The organism is Bacillus sp. FSL K6-1560 (genome assembly GCF_038592935.1).
Classification (GTDB): domain Bacteria; phylum Bacillota; class Bacilli; order Bacillales; family Bacillaceae; genus Bacillus; species Bacillus subtilis.
This window is the reverse complement of sequence record NZ_CP151946.1, coordinates 2767795-2783309: the sequence shown is the minus strand read 5'-3', so window position 1 is coordinate 2783309 and position 15515 is coordinate 2767795. Positions and strand designations below refer to the sequence as shown.

Annotated in this window: 17 protein-coding genes and 1 riboswitch; of the genes, 15 read left to right on the top strand and 2 right to left on the bottom strand. The window is 40.7% G+C overall.

Annotated features, from left to right (window positions below; all coding sequences use genetic code 11):
* The first annotated feature begins 230 nt into the window (after nt 1-230).
* The 5 genes from NYE22_RS14835 (at nt 231) to queF (ending at nt 3927) form a co-directional block, all read left to right on the top strand.
* Nucleotides 231-1274: a hypothetical protein gene (locus NYE22_RS14835; protein WP_342411939.1), complete on the top strand. Its 1044-nt coding sequence runs from the start codon at nt 231-233 to the stop codon at nt 1272-1274.
* 138 nt (nt 1275-1412) lie between these two features.
* Nucleotides 1413-1457: riboswitch (PreQ1 riboswitch) on the top strand.
* Between the two features lie 129 nt (nt 1458-1586).
* Nucleotides 1587-2246, top strand: a complete 660-nt coding sequence (gene queC, locus NYE22_RS14830) for a 7-cyano-7-deazaguanine synthase QueC (protein ID WP_021479407.1) — start codon at nt 1587-1589, stop codon at nt 2244-2246.
* Nucleotides 2239-2688 carry a 6-carboxytetrahydropterin synthase QueD gene (queD, locus tag NYE22_RS14825; protein WP_003232462.1) on the top strand — a complete coding sequence of 150 codons (450 nt, stop codon included), beginning with the start codon at nt 2239-2241 and terminating at the stop codon, nt 2686-2688. The genes queC and queD overlap by 8 nt, the downstream gene beginning before the upstream one ends.
* Entirely contained in the window at nt 2681-3412 is a 732-nt protein-coding gene (gene queE, locus NYE22_RS14820; protein WP_003232460.1) for a 7-carboxy-7-deazaguanine synthase QueE, read from the top strand. The genes queD and queE overlap by 8 nt, the downstream gene beginning before the upstream one ends.
* Nucleotides 3413-3429: 17 nt before the next feature.
* Entirely contained in the window at nt 3430-3927 is a 498-nt protein-coding gene (queF, locus tag NYE22_RS14815) for a preQ(1) synthase (protein ID WP_003218613.1), read from the top strand.
* A gap of 567 nt (nt 3928-4494) precedes the next feature.
* Here the strand turns inward: queF and NYE22_RS14810 are convergent.
* On the bottom strand, nt 4495-4854 hold the full coding sequence (locus NYE22_RS14810) for a winged helix-turn-helix transcriptional regulator (protein ID WP_161621542.1): 360 nt from the start codon (nt 4852-4854) through the stop codon (nt 4495-4497).
* Nucleotides 4855-5022: 168 nt separating this feature from the next.
* Between NYE22_RS14810 and NYE22_RS14805 the strand changes: the two genes are divergently transcribed.
* The 5 genes from NYE22_RS14805 (at nt 5023) to NYE22_RS14785 (ending at nt 9749) form a co-directional block, all read left to right on the top strand.
* Nucleotides 5023-5769 carry a glucose 1-dehydrogenase gene (locus tag NYE22_RS14805; protein WP_003245309.1) on the top strand — a complete coding sequence of 249 codons (747 nt, stop codon included), beginning with the start codon at nt 5023-5025 and terminating at the stop codon, nt 5767-5769.
* Nucleotides 5770-6250: 481 nt separating this feature from the next.
* A complete protein-coding gene (gene ykvP, locus NYE22_RS14800) occupies nt 6251-7450 on the top strand; it encodes a spore protein YkvP (RefSeq protein ID WP_342411938.1) in 1200 nt (399 codons plus the stop codon).
* A gap of 15 nt (nt 7451-7465) precedes the next feature.
* The gene (locus tag NYE22_RS14795; RefSeq protein WP_251232905.1) at nt 7466-7693 is read left to right on the top strand and encodes a LysM peptidoglycan-binding domain-containing protein; all 228 of its coding nucleotides are present in this window, start codon (nt 7466-7468) and stop codon (nt 7691-7693) included.
* 96 nt (nt 7694-7789) lie between these two features.
* Entirely contained in the window at nt 7790-8725 is a 936-nt protein-coding gene (locus NYE22_RS14790) for a glycosyl hydrolase family 18 protein (RefSeq protein WP_342411937.1), read from the top strand.
* A gap of 733 nt (nt 8726-9458) precedes the next feature.
* Entirely contained in the window at nt 9459-9749 is a 291-nt protein-coding gene (locus NYE22_RS14785) for a YkvR family protein (RefSeq protein WP_003245399.1), read from the top strand.
* A 119-nt stretch (nt 9750-9868) separates the two neighbouring features.
* Here NYE22_RS14785 and NYE22_RS14780 read toward each other — a convergent pair whose 3' ends face one another.
* Entirely contained in the window at nt 9869-10054 is a 186-nt protein-coding gene (locus NYE22_RS14780; RefSeq protein ID WP_003232446.1) for a YkvS family protein, read from the bottom strand.
* Nucleotides 10055-10218: 164 nt separating this feature from the next.
* On the opposite strand from NYE22_RS14780, the gene NYE22_RS14775 reads away from it, so the two are divergent.
* The 5 genes from NYE22_RS14775 (at nt 10219) to pfeT (ending at nt 15490) form a co-directional block, all read left to right on the top strand.
* On the top strand, nt 10219-10413 hold the full coding sequence (locus NYE22_RS14775) for a hypothetical protein (RefSeq protein WP_003218622.1): 195 nt from the start codon (nt 10219-10221) through the stop codon (nt 10411-10413).
* Between the two features lie 298 nt (nt 10414-10711).
* Complete coding sequence (locus NYE22_RS14770) at nt 10712-11338, top strand: cell wall hydrolase (RefSeq protein ID WP_003232442.1); 627 nt, start codon at nt 10712-10714, stop codon at nt 11336-11338.
* 117 nt (nt 11339-11455) lie between these two features.
* A complete protein-coding gene (gene ykvU, locus NYE22_RS14765; RefSeq protein ID WP_342411936.1) occupies nt 11456-12793 on the top strand; it encodes a sporulation protein YkvU in 1338 nt (445 codons plus the stop codon).
* Nucleotides 12794-12843: 50 nt separating this feature from the next.
* Complete coding sequence (gene stoA, locus NYE22_RS14760; protein ID WP_003245444.1) at nt 12844-13341, top strand: sporulation thiol-disulfide oxidoreductase StoA; 498 nt, start codon at nt 12844-12846, stop codon at nt 13339-13341.
* A gap of 235 nt (nt 13342-13576) precedes the next feature.
* Nucleotides 13577-15490 carry a metal-transporting ATPase PfeT gene (gene pfeT / locus NYE22_RS14755; protein WP_072174299.1) on the top strand — a complete coding sequence of 638 codons (1914 nt, stop codon included), beginning with the start codon at nt 13577-13579 and terminating at the stop codon, nt 15488-15490.
* The last annotated feature ends 25 nt before the right edge of the window (nt 15491-15515 follow it).

Here is a 15515-nt window from a genome sequence, read left to right as displayed (position 1 = left end):
ACTGAATATTTGACTATCTTTGACCAATTGATTTTTAAAAAAGGCCGGTTTGTTTGACCAACTTTGATTAATAGTATACTCTGACCATCTTTGACTTTCAAGTCTTTTGCACAACTTTTTTTAATTTGTTACAAAGTAAAACATGTTTTCTTCGTCTTTTCAAGGAACTTGTCTCATAGGTTATAAAAAGGCATCTATGGACAAAACTGCGGTTCGTTCGGAGGGGAGAAATGGAACAATCAAAAGGGTCTGCAAGTCAGCTTGCTTTTGTGTATGTCGGCACAGTAGTCGGAGCTGGATTTGCGACTGGCAGAGAAATTGTTGAGTTTTTTCTGAAGTTCGGCTGGTTCGGTTTATTCGGCATTCTCGTCAGCGGCGGAATGTTTACGTTTCTGGGCGCCAAGCTGATGATCATTTCAAAGCGAATCAATGCCAAGTCATATCAAGAAATGAACATCTTTTTGTTCGGGGCGGCGGCTGGGCGGATTATCAATGTATTTATGCTGTTTGTTCTCCTCGGAGTTACATCTGTCATGCTTTCAGGAGCAGGGGCGCTTTTTGAGGAACAATTGGGGATGTCCGCTCAGATTGGGATGCTCATTACAATCGGTCTGAGCTTAATTGTGATGACTAGAGGAGTAAAAGGCATTTTCGGTGTCAATGTGTTTGTTGTTCCCCTTTTAATCCTCTTTTCAATGATTGTAGTGGCCGACTCTTTTATATTCAGCGAATCACGAAACGCAGCTCAGTGGGTCTGGCCGCATCGCTGGGATTGGCTGTTATCAGCTGTTTCTTACGGGGCTTTGAATTTATCGCTTGCCCAAGCAGTTTTGGTTCCGCTGGCGAATGAAATGTCCTCGGAGAAAGTGATCAAAAAAGGCGCTTTAATCGGAGGGACGATGCTGACGATTGTGCTGTCCGCGAGTTTTCTGTCTTTGTCGACTCTTCCGGATGTATTTTTATATGATATACCGATGGCGCAAGTGGTTTATCTCTTTGCACGTTCTGTCCATTTGATTTATTTACTCATTATTTTCGGAGAAGTGTTCACATCAGTTATCGGTAATCTATATGGATTAGAAAAACAAGTGCAAAGCTTTCTTCCAGTGAAAAGCAAATATATCTTTACAGCTATTATGATCACGGCTTATATTACGAGCCAAATAGGGTATGGCAAGCTTATTTCAACGATTTATCCCTTGTTTGGCTATGTGAGCTTGGCCTTAATAGGCGCTTTGCTATGCAAAAAGGCTCCTCGACGGCGCAGTTTATAAATATATATAATGAAGCGAACCGTCACTATAGAGCGATAATTGATCTAGGAACCGGGGATTGACTTTTTTATTGTCATGAAAAACAACATTATGGTAAGATAGCAGAAGTGAAAAAATTGAAGAAAATCCGTGCGATATGCGGGAGAGGTTCTAGCTACACCCTCTATAAAAAACTAAGGACGAGCTGTATCCTTGGATACGGCCTTTTTTATGTTTTTCTAGAGCACCTTCCGAAAAAAGGTGTTTTTTTGCGTGAATTAGCTGTAGCGATGTCTCTCGCCGGCGTTTTTATTGCGGAGAAGGAGAGGAATCATGAAAAAAGAAAAAGCAATTGTCGTATTTAGCGGCGGTCAAGACAGCACAACATGCTTACTGTGGGCCTTAAAAGAATTCGAAGAAGTCGAAACGGTGACTTTTCATTATAATCAGCGACATTCGCAGGAAATTGAAGTGGCAAAATCCATTGCGGAAAAGCTTGGTGTGAAAAATCATTTGCTTGATATGTCACTTTTAAATCAGCTTGCACCGAATGCCCTGACTAGAAATGATATTGAGATAGAAGTAAAAGACGGCGAACTGCCATCCACATTCGTTCCAGGCCGCAATTTGGTATTCTTATCCTTTGCGTCTATCCTGGCTTACCAAATTGGCGCGCGCCACATTATTACAGGAGTTTGCGAGACAGACTTCAGCGGTTACCCTGACTGCCGTGACGAATTCGTGAAATCTTGCAATGTCACGGTAAATCTGGCAATGGAGAAGCCGTTTGTGATCCACACGCCTCTCATGTGGCTCAATAAGGCGGAAACGTGGAAGCTTGCAGATGAGCTTGGCGCGCTGGATTTTGTGAAAAACAACACGCTGACATGCTATAACGGCATCATCGCAGACGGCTGCGGCGAATGTCCGGCATGTCACCTTCGTTCAAAAGGTTATGAAGAATATATGGTGATGAAAGGAGAGCGTGCATAAATTGTTATCTCAAATTTATCCGCAGGCCCAGCATCCTTATTCGTTTGAACTGAATAAGGACATGCATATCTCAGCCGCTCATTTTATCCCTCGGGAAAGTGCGGGAGCGTGCAGCAGGGTTCACGGGCATACGTATACCGTAAATATAACCGTTGCCGGCGACGAACTTGACGATTCAGGCTTTCTTGTCAATTTCAGCGTACTCAAAAAACTGGTGCACGGAAACTATGATCACACGCTATTAAATGATCATGAAGATTTTTCTCAGGACGACCGGTATTCGCTGCCGACAACTGAAGTCGTGGCGAAAACGATTTATGATAACGTACAGGCTTATTTAGACACTTTGGAGAATAAGCCGACCTGTGTACAGGTGTTTGTCCGTGAAACACCGACAAGCTACTGTGTCTACCGTCCGAAAAAGGGTGGTTTGAATGGCTAAAGGAATTCCTGTATTAGAAATTTTCGGCCCGACGATTCAAGGAGAAGGCATGGTGATCGGACAGAAAACGATGTTCGTCCGGACAGCCGGCTGCGATTATTCCTGCAGCTGGTGTGACTCCGCTTTCACTTGGGACGGGTCTGCTAAAAAAGATATTCGCTGGATGACGGCGGAGGAGATTTTTGCGGAGCTTAAGGACATTGGGGGAGACGCGTTTTCTCATGTGACGATCTCAGGCGGTAACCCGGCTCTGTTAAAACAGCTGGATGCTTTTATTGAACTGCTGAAGGAAAATAACATCCGTGCAGCGCTTGAAACTCAAGGGACCGTTTATCAGGATTGGTTTACGCTGATTGATGACCTGACAATTTCTCCAAAACCGCCAAGCTCAAAAATGGTAACGAACTTTCAAAAGCTTGACCACATTTTAACTTCACTTCAAGAGAATGATAGACAGCATGCTGTCAGCTTGAAGGTTGTCATCTTTAATGATGAAGATCTGGAATTTGCCAAAACTGTGCACAAGCGGTATCCGGGAATCCCGTTTTATTTACAAGTCGGAAATGATGACGTGCATACGACAGATGATCAGTCACTGATTGCACATTTGCTTGGAAAATATGAAGCGCTTGTTGATAAGGTAGCTGTCGATGCGGAGCTGAATCTCGTCAGAGTGCTCCCGCAGCTGCACACCCTGTTATGGGGCAACAAACGCGGAGTATAATAGAAAGGAAGATGAACATGACGACAAGAAAAGAATCAGAATTAGAAGGTGTAACATTGCTAGGCAACCAAGGTACAAATTATTTGTTCGAATATGCACCGGACGTGCTGGAATCCTTCCCTAATAAACATGTAAACCGTGACTACTTTGTAAAATTCAATTGTCCGGAATTCACATCTTTATGTCCTAAAACAGGGCAGCCTGACTTTGCGACAATCTACATCAGCTACATTCCTGATGAAAAAATGGTTGAAAGCAAATCATTAAAGCTGTATCTATTCAGCTTCAGAAACCATGGTGACTTCCACGAGGACTGCATGAATATCATCATGAATGACTTGATTGAATTAATGGACCCGCGCTACATCGAAGTATGGGGCAAATTCACGCCAAGAGGCGGAATTTCCATCGATCCATACACAAACTACGGAAAACCTGGCACGAAATATGAGAAAATGGCCGAGTACCGCATGATGAATCATGACTTGTATCCGGAGACGATTGATAATCGTTAATTATTCCGTTGTGTGATACGGAGTGTGAAACGAAGTGGAGTCACAGTAAAATCCGAACATTCAGTGCTAATTTTCAGCGGAATTGTGACCGAGTCACAGCGAATTGTGACCGGAGTGTGACCCGCACTAAGCTCAATAAAAGTGGGAAAAGTCAAACCTGAAAATGGCTCTACTCATGGAAATTTTATTAAAAAGTGTGACCTGAGGTGCAACCTGAACTGTGACTTTTATGCAGTGAAAAATTGATAGTACAGAAGCAGATTAAGGCGTACAATTTGTACGTCTTTTCTTTTTTATCCGAAAGAAAAAATGCCTATCTAGAGATCATAGGCATTAAATATTATTATCAATATCTTCATTATTTTTTGGCTAAGTTTCTGAATCTTCTCTTTAACATTTGAAACAGCTCTTTTTTGAATTTCATCAAAGTTCTCCTGAATATAATCGACACTTCTTATTAGAACTTCACTTTCAAAATTGAATATCTGATTTATTTCTGACTGTTCTTCATCTGTTAGGTGATGGTATTGAAGTTGTTTAGCATTTACTTCAGCAGCTACATCAATCCTAACTTAGTTGTTCTGGTTGTACAATTTCATATTCACCTTCTGCATACTCTTGCTCCGCATAATGGCTTCCCCATTGACAGAGCTCCTGTAAGATAGGTTTAAGAGATTCTCCAAGTTCAGTGGATGAATATTCAACCTTCGGCGGTACTTGATTATACATCTTTCTGCTCACAAGTCCACTGGCTTCAAGCTCTCTAAGTGTTTGAATCAGCATTTTCTGAGTTATATTTGGGATAATGCGGTTTAATTCACTCGTTCTCTTTGGTCCATTCATTAAAAAGTATAATACAAGGCCTTTCCATTTTCCGCCAATAACTTCCTTTGTCACTTCAAACCCACAACTAAATTTTTTTTTCATGTCTAAAGCTCTCCATTCCACATTTATTACTTTTTAGTTACTATATCACAAAAAAGTGGGTACTTCCGATAATGTGCTTACTGAAGGATACTATATCTTGTAAGTTGTTCTTCAAGTACTTAAAGGTACTAGACATAAAATAAAATTAATTCAAAAGGAGTGTTAAGTATGGGTAAATTTGAAGGTAAAATAGCGCTTGTAACGGGTGGAACAAGTGGGATTGGTCTTGCTACAGCACAAAAATTTGTAAACGAAGGTGCATATGTTTATATCACGGGACGTAGACAAAACGAACTTGATAAAGCTGTTAACCAAATTGGCAAGAACGTAACCGGTGTTCAAGGTGATATTTCTAAGCTTGAAGACTTAGACAAACTATATGACATTATAAAGCAGGAAAAAGGTAAGTTGGACATTCTTTTTGCTAATGCAGGCATCGGCAACTTCCTTCCATTAGGTGAAATTACCGAAGAGCAGGTTGATAGAACGTTCGACATTAACGTTAAAGGAACCATCTTTACTGTTCAAAAAGCATTATCACTATTCCCGGACAAAGTAGGTTCTATTATTGTAACGGGCTCTACTGCTGGATCAATTGGCAACCCAGCGTTTAGTGTATATGGAGCATCTAAAGCAGCATTAAGAGCACTAGTTCGCAACTGGATTCTTGACCTAAAAGGTACTGAAATCCGTGTAAATGTGGTTAGTCCAGGAGGTATTCTTACACCTGCCTACGATGAGCTTTTTGGTGATGCACTTGAAGAGGTACTGGAAAATAGCAGAAATACTGTTCCAGCTGGAAAAGTTGGGACACCTGAAGAAGTAGCAAACGCTGTATCTTTCCTTGCTTCAGACGAAAGCAGTTACTTGACGGGTGTTGAATTGTTCGTAGATGGCGGGCTAGCACAGGTATAATTTCACTGCGCAGAGATTACAAATAGTCCCCAAAAAAGGTTAATGGGGATTTACTTGAAGAAGTCGCATAAAAAAGTCGTTTTCCTTAAAGGACAGGGAATTCGACTTTTTTATGTTTGAATTTGATTAACGTTGTAAATTCGCATTTTCCTGGGGCTACCACTAAATGACCTGTAAAAAAGATTACTTTGTGAATAAATGTACTTAAAGTAACGGGGGCTCTTGACTTTTAATAAAAAATAATATCCCTGTCCTTGTATTCTAATACTTTTGAAAATATTTAAAGGAATCCTTATGTCCTGAATAACCACATAGGAAAATATGTTGTAGGTTGCTTTCTTTTTTTGTGGGGCATCCCACACAAGCTATCACGTGATCTCACACCTGAACGTTTTTTTATAGACTAGTACCGCGACAAGTTATATTACATATACATACCAATAAAGTAGACATTAAAAAGTGAAAGAGAGGATGGAAATGTGTGAAAATTCTTTTCCTTGAGAGTCATCCCATGTGGCTCTATGGTTTACCGAATGGGTTTAGGGAAGCAGGACATACCGTAATGATTTCCGGTCCTGTAAGTCGGGAAAATATCACTGAAATGATAGACGAATTTAAACCAGATCTAATAGTATCTATGGGATGGACACCAGAGCATTCAAGGGAAAAGCAGGCCTGGATTCGCAACGCTACTAAAAAGGTGAATATCCCTCTCGTTTATTGGGCAACTGAAGACCCGCTGCACACTCAAAACTTTACTATCCCATTAATTAAAAAGATGAAACCAGATTTTGTTTTCACGGTTACGCCTTCTCTGTGTAAAACTTATGAAAGCATGGGGATTAAAGCAGCTCACTTAGACTTTGCATTTCACGAAAGTATACATCACCAGATTAAACCATTAGCGAAATACAGTTGTGATATAGCAGTGGTGGCTAATGCTTACCCTAATTTTCTTGAAGAACATCCGGAAGTGTTCCGTTCGTCCTCTTTAAAAACGCTTATTCGTCCTCTTATACGGAAGGGTATTCGCATTGATTTTTGGGGGAGAAACTGGGAAAAAATGAGTAAATGTATAGGAAGAGAAATTCCCCGCAATTGGATCCATGGATACCTTGATTATACTGAAGCATATAAAGTTTACAGTTCAGCAAAAATCATTATCGGTTTGCAAAACTGTGAAAGCCAACTTACACAACGCACCTATGAGATTCTTGGTTCCGGGGGGTTTTTATTGACATCGGATACACCAGCAGTTCGAGGTAAATTCAAACCTGGCCGCGATCTCATCGTTTCTTCCTCCCCAAAAGAAACATTGGAAAAGGTTAAATACTATTTGAATCATGATAGCGAGAGAAAAAAGATTCAGATAAACGGTAAAAAGGCTGTAAAGAATGATTCCTATCGGCATAGAGCCGAGAGAATGCTTGAGGTGCTAAAAAGCAGAGGAATTATAAGAAACTTAGGGGAAACCATTCATTATGTAGATGTTCTCAAAGAAAAATACGTGATCCATCATGTTACTCCCGGTGAAACATTATCAATAATTGCCAATAAGTATAATGTTTCCCTGCAGCAACTCATGGAGCTTAATCATTTCAAATCAGATCAAATATATGCTGGACAAATCATTAAGATTAGAAAGAAACGGTTTAGAAATATTAATAACAAATTATTCTAAAGGAGAGTAATATGAATGAAGGGGAAAATACCTAAAATAAGAAATCAAGCGAATAAAGTAAAAAGAACTTCTCGTTATATGGAATTTCCCGTGACATACGAAGTATATCATGTGGAATCCGGCGATACATTATGGACGATTGCCAAATCCTTTAAAATTCCGGTACAACAACTTATGAATCTTAATAAGCTTTCTTCAGATAGAATTTATCCTGGACAAATTATAAAGATAAGAGAAAGGTAATCTTTGAGGTTTCGGAAACGAATCAAATTGAAATGGCAATCCTCATTTTTTTATTTGTGGGGAACTTGATATTTTTGGGGATGAAGGGGTTATGAGATGTTTCAAATGAGCTATTTCTATTCTGGATTAGGATGGGATTTTATTCAACACGTTGATCAAACGAACGGAGTATTAAATGTTGTGTCTCCTGATTTTTTCTATATCAGAAAAGATGGATCATTACTTCTCCGTTCAGCTAATCCCGATGTGATTAAAGCTCTTCATAGAAGAAAATTAAAAGTAGTTCCTTTTCTAAGCAATCATTGGGATCAGGATTTGGGACGATTTGCATTAATGAACCGAGTTCTTTTAGCTAAACAAATTTCTCATGCAATAGAAGAACTGGATTTGGACGGAGTTAATATCGATATAGAAAACCTTACAGAAAAAGATCGGAATCTATTTACAGATTTTGTTAGATTGGTAAGGGAAAGTATTCCTAGACATAAAGAAGTATCAGTTGCAGTGGCGGCAAATCCTTTTGGCTGGACGAAGGGCTGGCACGGATCATATGATTACGAGTATTTAGCTAAATATGCAGATTATCTTATGGTTATGGCCTATGATGAAAGCTGTCTTGCTGGGCCTACCGCAAGTGTAGGATGGGTGGAAAAGTCCATTCAATATGTTCTGACCCAAAAAATCTCTCCTCAAAAACTAGTTTTAGGATTGCCATTCTATGGCCGCTGCTGGATGGAAGGCCAATCTGCCTCTCAAGCCATTCCCCTTTACCTTGTTGACTCATTAGTAAAAAGGCATAGCGGGACAATTATTTTTGACACAAAGAGTCAATCTCCAAAAGCTATTTTTACTGTCAATCACGATAACAAAGGGCCGTTGCCTTCGGGAACATATACATTATGGTTTGAAAATGAACAGTCACTCAGAGCAAAAATAAAACTAGCTCAAAAATATAATCTGAAAGGTCTTGGCAGCTGGAGTCTTGGACAAGAAGATGCGTCAGTCTGGAATACAGTGTTTAAAAATATATAATGATTTATAGTTCAGAACAAAATTCGAAGATAATTGCAATGAATCTCTAAATGGACATACTGAAAGGAGTTTATTACGAGTGCGGGTAAAACAGTGAGGGCATTCCATAGGCCCTTCTCCCGAAATGTTCTATACTAGGCATTACATTGGGCTTGAAATACACATTCAAACTTATGTTATAGTACGCATTTCAAGTAATTACGGATGTGTTGAATTTATTCTGCTTCCATGATTTAAGTCATACACATGCTACCTTGATAGCAGGATTATTGCATTTCATTCAGAATTGTTCAGGATCGATATGGAAGCGCACGACTAACTAGAACTTTAAAAGCATACACTCATATACTTCCTGAATGGATGCTGGTTTATCAAAAAAACATGATGAGAATTGATTGACCGCTCTCATTAAAGGATGGGGAAATTCAAGGCGCCAAGGTACGCATGGTGAAACATGACTTGTTGATAATCGACCATATAGTTTCTCCTTAGAAATGAGGGGGTTTTTACATAAAAAAGACGAGCGAATCCGGGGGGAATTCCACTCGCCGCTTTCTAATGAAAAGACGGGATGCTGGATGGCAGCTCGTCTGTTTTATTATAATTTAACGAACGTATGTTTGTAAAGGTGTCTTTTCGAGTGAATTGGTTCATATAACCGTTAAGAACAGATTCATTGTAAACATTCGCTAAGGTATGCTAAGATGCATGGACTATAAAGGAGTGATATGAAGTGAAGACATTGCGGTTAAACAATGTAACGTTAGAAATGGCTGCATATCAAGAGGAGAGCGAGCCGAAGCGAAAAATTGCATTTACCTTAAACGTTACGAGTGAGACTTACCATGATATCGCTGTCCTGTTGTATGAAAAAACGTTTAATGTCGAGGTTCCGGAACGCGATCTTGCCTTCCGGGGGGAAATGACAAATTATTCAACATCATTGACCAACCTGTACGAACCAGGGGCCGTCAGCGAGTTCTATATAGAAATAACGGAAATAGACAAAAACGCCGATTCATGATCGGTGTTTTTTATGTAAAAAAGCTGCCGGCCGGCAGCTTTTGAGAAAGCGAATTTCATATGTAAGGTGTTAAATTGTCCGTCTTGCAGTTTTTGAATAAATGTGGAAATAAGGAGGTTTTAATAGGAGTCTCTGATGATCTTATAATTTTTATGATTAACAACTGTCAATGAATCTAACTCAAGATCCCGATAGTTATCCATGATCGTCACATCAACGATAACAGAATTCTCATTTACTTTTTCAACAACACCGGTTAATCCGTTTTTAAATTCAATGACATTCCCAACCTTAGCGATTTTCACAAGCTTCCTCTCCTTTAAACATAATAATGCCTTTTGAAAGTATTTTGCAGTATTTTCATTGAGAAGTAAAGCGATAAGGAGTTTTATCTCCCTTATGAATTGTTCTGTCGCTATAAAGATGATATATTGATTTTCGTCAATAGAAAGAAAAGGGGGGATTTTCGTTGCGTCCCGAAGAAATAACAGAAATGATTGAACAGCTGCGCACCGGCGCCATAAACGAACTGAGAGTCCAGAAAGAGCATTTTCTTGATTTCAGGGCCGTGTTATCTAAACAAGATGATTTTAAACATTTCCGAGGAATTGCCCAGCAAGGCGGAGATGTTATTTTTCAATACTTAGAACAGCCAAGAAGCTGAAGGTTTCTCATACGTGAGAAGCCTTTTTATCATATATGACAGAATACAAGCCTTTTATTACAGCTGTCTGTAACAGGCGTAAATAAAATGTAAAGTGTCAAAGATGGATAAACATGTTTTAATTTGACAATATTTATAGAATTTCAGACTGTTTTTTTGCCATTAAGCAGTGAGTCATCCTCTTTATTCCATCCTGATACCTCCTTGGGAGAGTTGGAAAATCTTTTTCCGTGAAAATGAATGGATCTCTTGTTAAGGTTATGAAGTGTTTTTTGGAGCACTTTAAGGAGGAAACTGTATGACAACGAAATTCACTGCTCTGGCTGTTTTTCTTCTTTGTTTCATGCCTGCAGCCAAAATTGAGCATACACAAGCTTCACTACTGAGCGCAAAGAAGACAAAACATGAAGAAGCGAAATGGCTTACACATATAGATCGAAATACGAATGAATCTTTCCCTTCACTGTCTGCTGATAAGGACAAGAAAATAAAACCGATTAAGCTATCAGCACACACTGAAAAGAAAGAGAAAGATAAACCGGACAAAACAAATGATGAGAAAGAAACATATACACAGTCTGAGAAAGAGTTGCTGTCCCGTCTCGTTCACGCAGAGGCCAAAGGAGAATCATATAAAGGCAAGGTCGCTGTAGCAAGCGTTGTACTGAACAGGACGGAGAAAAAAGGTTTTCCTGATACGATAAGAGGAGTTATTTATCAGAAAAACGCCTTTGAACCGGTCGCAAACGGGAGCATTAACCAAAAGCCTGATAAAGAATCGATTGAAGCTGCCGAAGAAGCGTTGTCCTCAAAAAATAGAGAAACAGATGCCATATTCTTTTATAATCCGAAAACAGCGTCAGATAATTGGATTCGTTCAAGAAAAATCGTAGAAAAAATCGGCAGACACGTTTTTGCCGTCTAAGCATAGAAGAGACAATTTGTCTCAGCTGTGCTTTTTTTCATATAAAGAGTAAAAATAAAATAATTTTTGAACTTGTCTCATATGATGTTGGTAGTACAAGAGACAAGGAGAGACATCATGAATCGATTTGTGAAAGGGATCATTCTTTTATCCATTGCCGCCTTTTTCGCTGAATGCCTTGAATTTTTCGTCAATATGATTTTGGCGCGGGAGCTTGGCGAGCATGGGATGGGGCTTTACATGAGTATTTTGCCCACGATCTTTTTAATTATTGTCATCGCGAGCCTGGAACTGCCGATATCCATTTCTAAATTCATTGCCGAGTCAAATCCTAAGCTTCATGAAAGCATGCTGAGGCACGCTTTCAGAATGACAGCCATTTTTACTGCTTTTTCTACTATCGCCGCTAGTATTGCGCTTCCGTTTATACCGGTATTTGATACATACCACCCGTTTATTAAAGGGATTGTCATCGGCTTAATTCCTGTTGTCGCCTTTACTTCAATCGCCAGGGGCTACTTTATGGGTGTGCAGAAAATGGGGAAGATCGCAATTGCCAATGTGCTGAAAAAAATCATCCAGCTCTTGTGCTTATTCCTCTTTTTTCAATGGTACTCATTTGAATTGGACATGGCTGTGCTGATTTCCTTGTTTGTTCTAGTCGTGAGTGATGTGGTCGTGCTTGTTTATTTATATTCACAATTTATCATGGCAAGGCGGACGTTATCCGGCCAGCAGCACATTCATTTGCGCGGAAAGGATGTAAGGAAAAGACTGCTTGCTGTTTCAATTCCTACAACAGGACTGCGCATTTTTCATGCGGTTGTCAATGCAATTGAACCCTTTTTAGTAAAAGGAGCTCTTTTGGCTGCGGGCGTTGCCGGGACAGCGGCGATCGATCAATACGGAATGCTGGCAGGAGTGGCTGTGACGATAGGGTCGTTCCCTGCTTTTATTGCCCATTCGTTAATGGTCGTCATGATACCGAGTATTTCGGAAGCTTATGCACTTTCTCAGTATGACATCGTGTTAAAAAGGCTGAAACAGTCGATTTTCATTACATTAGGTTACGGTATACCTGCCGTCTGGGTCATGTTCCAGTTTGCGGGACCTCTCACGCATTTGTTTTTTCACTCTCCTGAAGCGCAGTATTACTTGCAGCTGTTGTGGCCTTACTTTCTCTTTCATCTGTTTGTCATGCCGCTGCAGGCGTGCTTAATCGGGATGGGTTTTGTGAAAGAGGCTTTTTATCACAATGTATGGAGCCATATCGTTGCGCTAAGTATGATGTATGTACTGGGATCAATGGAGAATCTGCAAATGCTCGGGATTATCCTTGGAATGAACACTGGCATGATTCTTTTGACGAGCCTGCACTATGCCACGATCTGCAAAGCATTGAAGGTATCCGTATTTCTTACGGGAGGGACCAGAACGCCGCGAATTGAAGGATGATAAAGGAACTGCAGGGGCAAGCTAATTGAAAAGCATGAAAGGAAGATTCCATGTTGACGAAGCGCTTGCTTACTATATACATTATGTTATTAGGGTTGATTGCATGGTTTCCAGGTGCGGCACAAGCTGAGGAAAAACAGCCTGCTGTTCCCGCTGTTTTTCTTATGAAAACGATAGAAGGGGAGGACATCTCGATTCCGAATAAAGGGCAAAAAACAATTCTCCATTTTTGGACGTCATGGTGTCCGCCCTGCAAAAAGGAGCTTCCGCAGTTTCAATCGTTTTATGATGCCCATCCATCCGACAGTGTAAAGCTGGTAACGGTGAATTTAGTGAATTCGGAACAAAATCAGCAAGTCGTTGAAGACTTTATTAAAGCAAATAAGCTGACGTTTCCAATTGTCCTTGACTCAAAAGGGGAATTGATGAAGGAGTATCATATCATCACGATCCCAACATCATTTTTGCTGAATGAAAAGGGAGAAATTGAAAAAACAAAAATTGGCCCGATGACGGCGGAACAACTGAAGGAATGGACGGAAGAATAGCTGAGAGCATCGACTCTCAGCTTTTTTCATATAGAGAAGAAGTGAGTAAACATTAATGATAATTATTATCAAAAAGAAATTAAAATAATTATAATTGAAATTCTCTTCGTGCGTGCTATAATAAAGGAAGACATCAAGAAATAACTGACGATAAAGCTGCCTTTTGGGCAGCGATTTTGTTTTTATAAGAGAAATGAAGATGATTTACGTTCTCAATTAGAGAGGAGAATTCGATATGAATGAACAAGTTATCGTTCAACGCGACCCGCACGAGCCATTGAAAACAGACAAGAGGGAAAAAAACTGGGCACAGCACGCGGAGCTTATTGCTGCACTTGTATCAGGAGCTCTTATTTTGGCAGGCTGGCTCTTATCCGGATATCAGGTATTATCCATAATACTTTTCTTGCTGGCTTTTGTGATCGGCGGATTTGCTAAAGCAAAGGAAGGAATCGAAGAAACACTCGAATCCAAAACGCTGAATGTAGAACTTTTAATGATTTTCGCTGCCGTTGGTTCCGCCTTGATCGGATACTGGGCAGAGGGTGCTATTTTAATATTTATTTTTTCCTTAAGCGGAGCTTTAGAAACATACACGATGAATAAAAGCAGCAGAGATTTAACGTCTTTAATGCAGCTTGAGCCTGAAGAAGCGACATTGATGGTCAATGGTGAAACCAAAAGAGTTCCGGTTTCAGACTTGCAGGCCGGTGATATGATTGTGATCAAACCTGGAGAACGCGTAGCGGCAGACGGTATCATTGAATCGGGCTCGACAAGTCTTGACGAGTCGGCTTTAACAGGTGAATCAATGCCTGTAGAAAAAAACAGAGGCGACGCTGTATTCACAGGAACGGTGAATCGCAATGGCTCCTTGACTGTCCGTGTCACGAAAGCAAATGAAGATTCGTTATTCAGAAAAATTATCAAACTGGTTGAATCAGCGCAAAATAGTGTTTCACCCGCGCAGGCTTTCATCGAACGATTTGAAAATGCTTATGTGAAAGGTGTGCTAATTGCGGTGGCGCTCCTTTTATTCGTCCCGCACTTTGCGCTGGGCTGGAGCTGGAGTGAAACCTTCTACCGCGCAATGGTGTTTATGGTTGTCGCGTCACCTTGTGCGCTTGTCGCCTCTATTATGCCGGCGGCGCTGTCCCTGATTTCAAATGGCGCCCGCAACGGTATGCTTGTGAAAGGAAGCGTCTTTCTTGAACAGCTGGGCTCAGTGCAAATGATCGCCTTTGATAAAACCGGCACTGTAACAAAAGGCCAGCCTGCCGTAGAGACGATCAGAATAGCAGAAGGATTCAGTGAAGCGGAAGTTCTTGAGGCTGTCTATGCCATCGAAACGCAATCAAGCCATCCGCTCGCCCAAGCCATAACGGCGTACGCTGAAAGCCGCGGCGTGAATCAGTCCGGCTACATATCTATAGAAGAAACCTCAGGGTTTGGCGTTATGGCAGAAGTGTCGGGTGCGAAATGGAAGGTCGGTAAAGCAGGTTTTATCGGCGAGGAAATGGCAGCACAATTTATGAAACAAACAGCATCAGATGTCATTCAAAGCGGTCATACAATTGTATTTGTGAAAAAGGATGATCAAATAGCAGGCTGTATCGCACTGAAGGACCAAATCAGGCCTGAAGCAAAAGAGGTCATGGAAGAACTGAACCGACTTGGGATTAAAACGGCCATGCTGACAGGAGATCACGAAGACACGGCTCAAGCGATTGCCAAGGAAGCCGGCATGACAACTGTCGTGGCAGAATGCCTGCCTGACCAAAAAGTGAATGAAATCAAACGGTTAAAAGAAGAATTCGGAACGATTGCAATGGTGGGTGACGGAATCAATGACGCGCCGGCACTCAAAGCGGCGGATGTCGGCATTGCGATGGGCGGCGGAACAGATGTAGCACTTGAGACCGCTGATATGGTCCTCATGAAAAACGATTTGAAAAAGCTCGTAAACATGTGCCGCTTGTCTCGGAAAATGAACAGGATCATCAAACAAAATATCGTGTTTTCTCTAGCTGTAATCTGCCTGCTGATTTGTGCAAACTTTTTGCAGGTGATGGAATTGCCATTTGGCGTGATTGGTCATGAGGGCAGCACGATTTTGGTCATACTAAACGGTTTAAGACTCCTAAAATAAAACCAGCAGCCTAATCAGGCTGCTG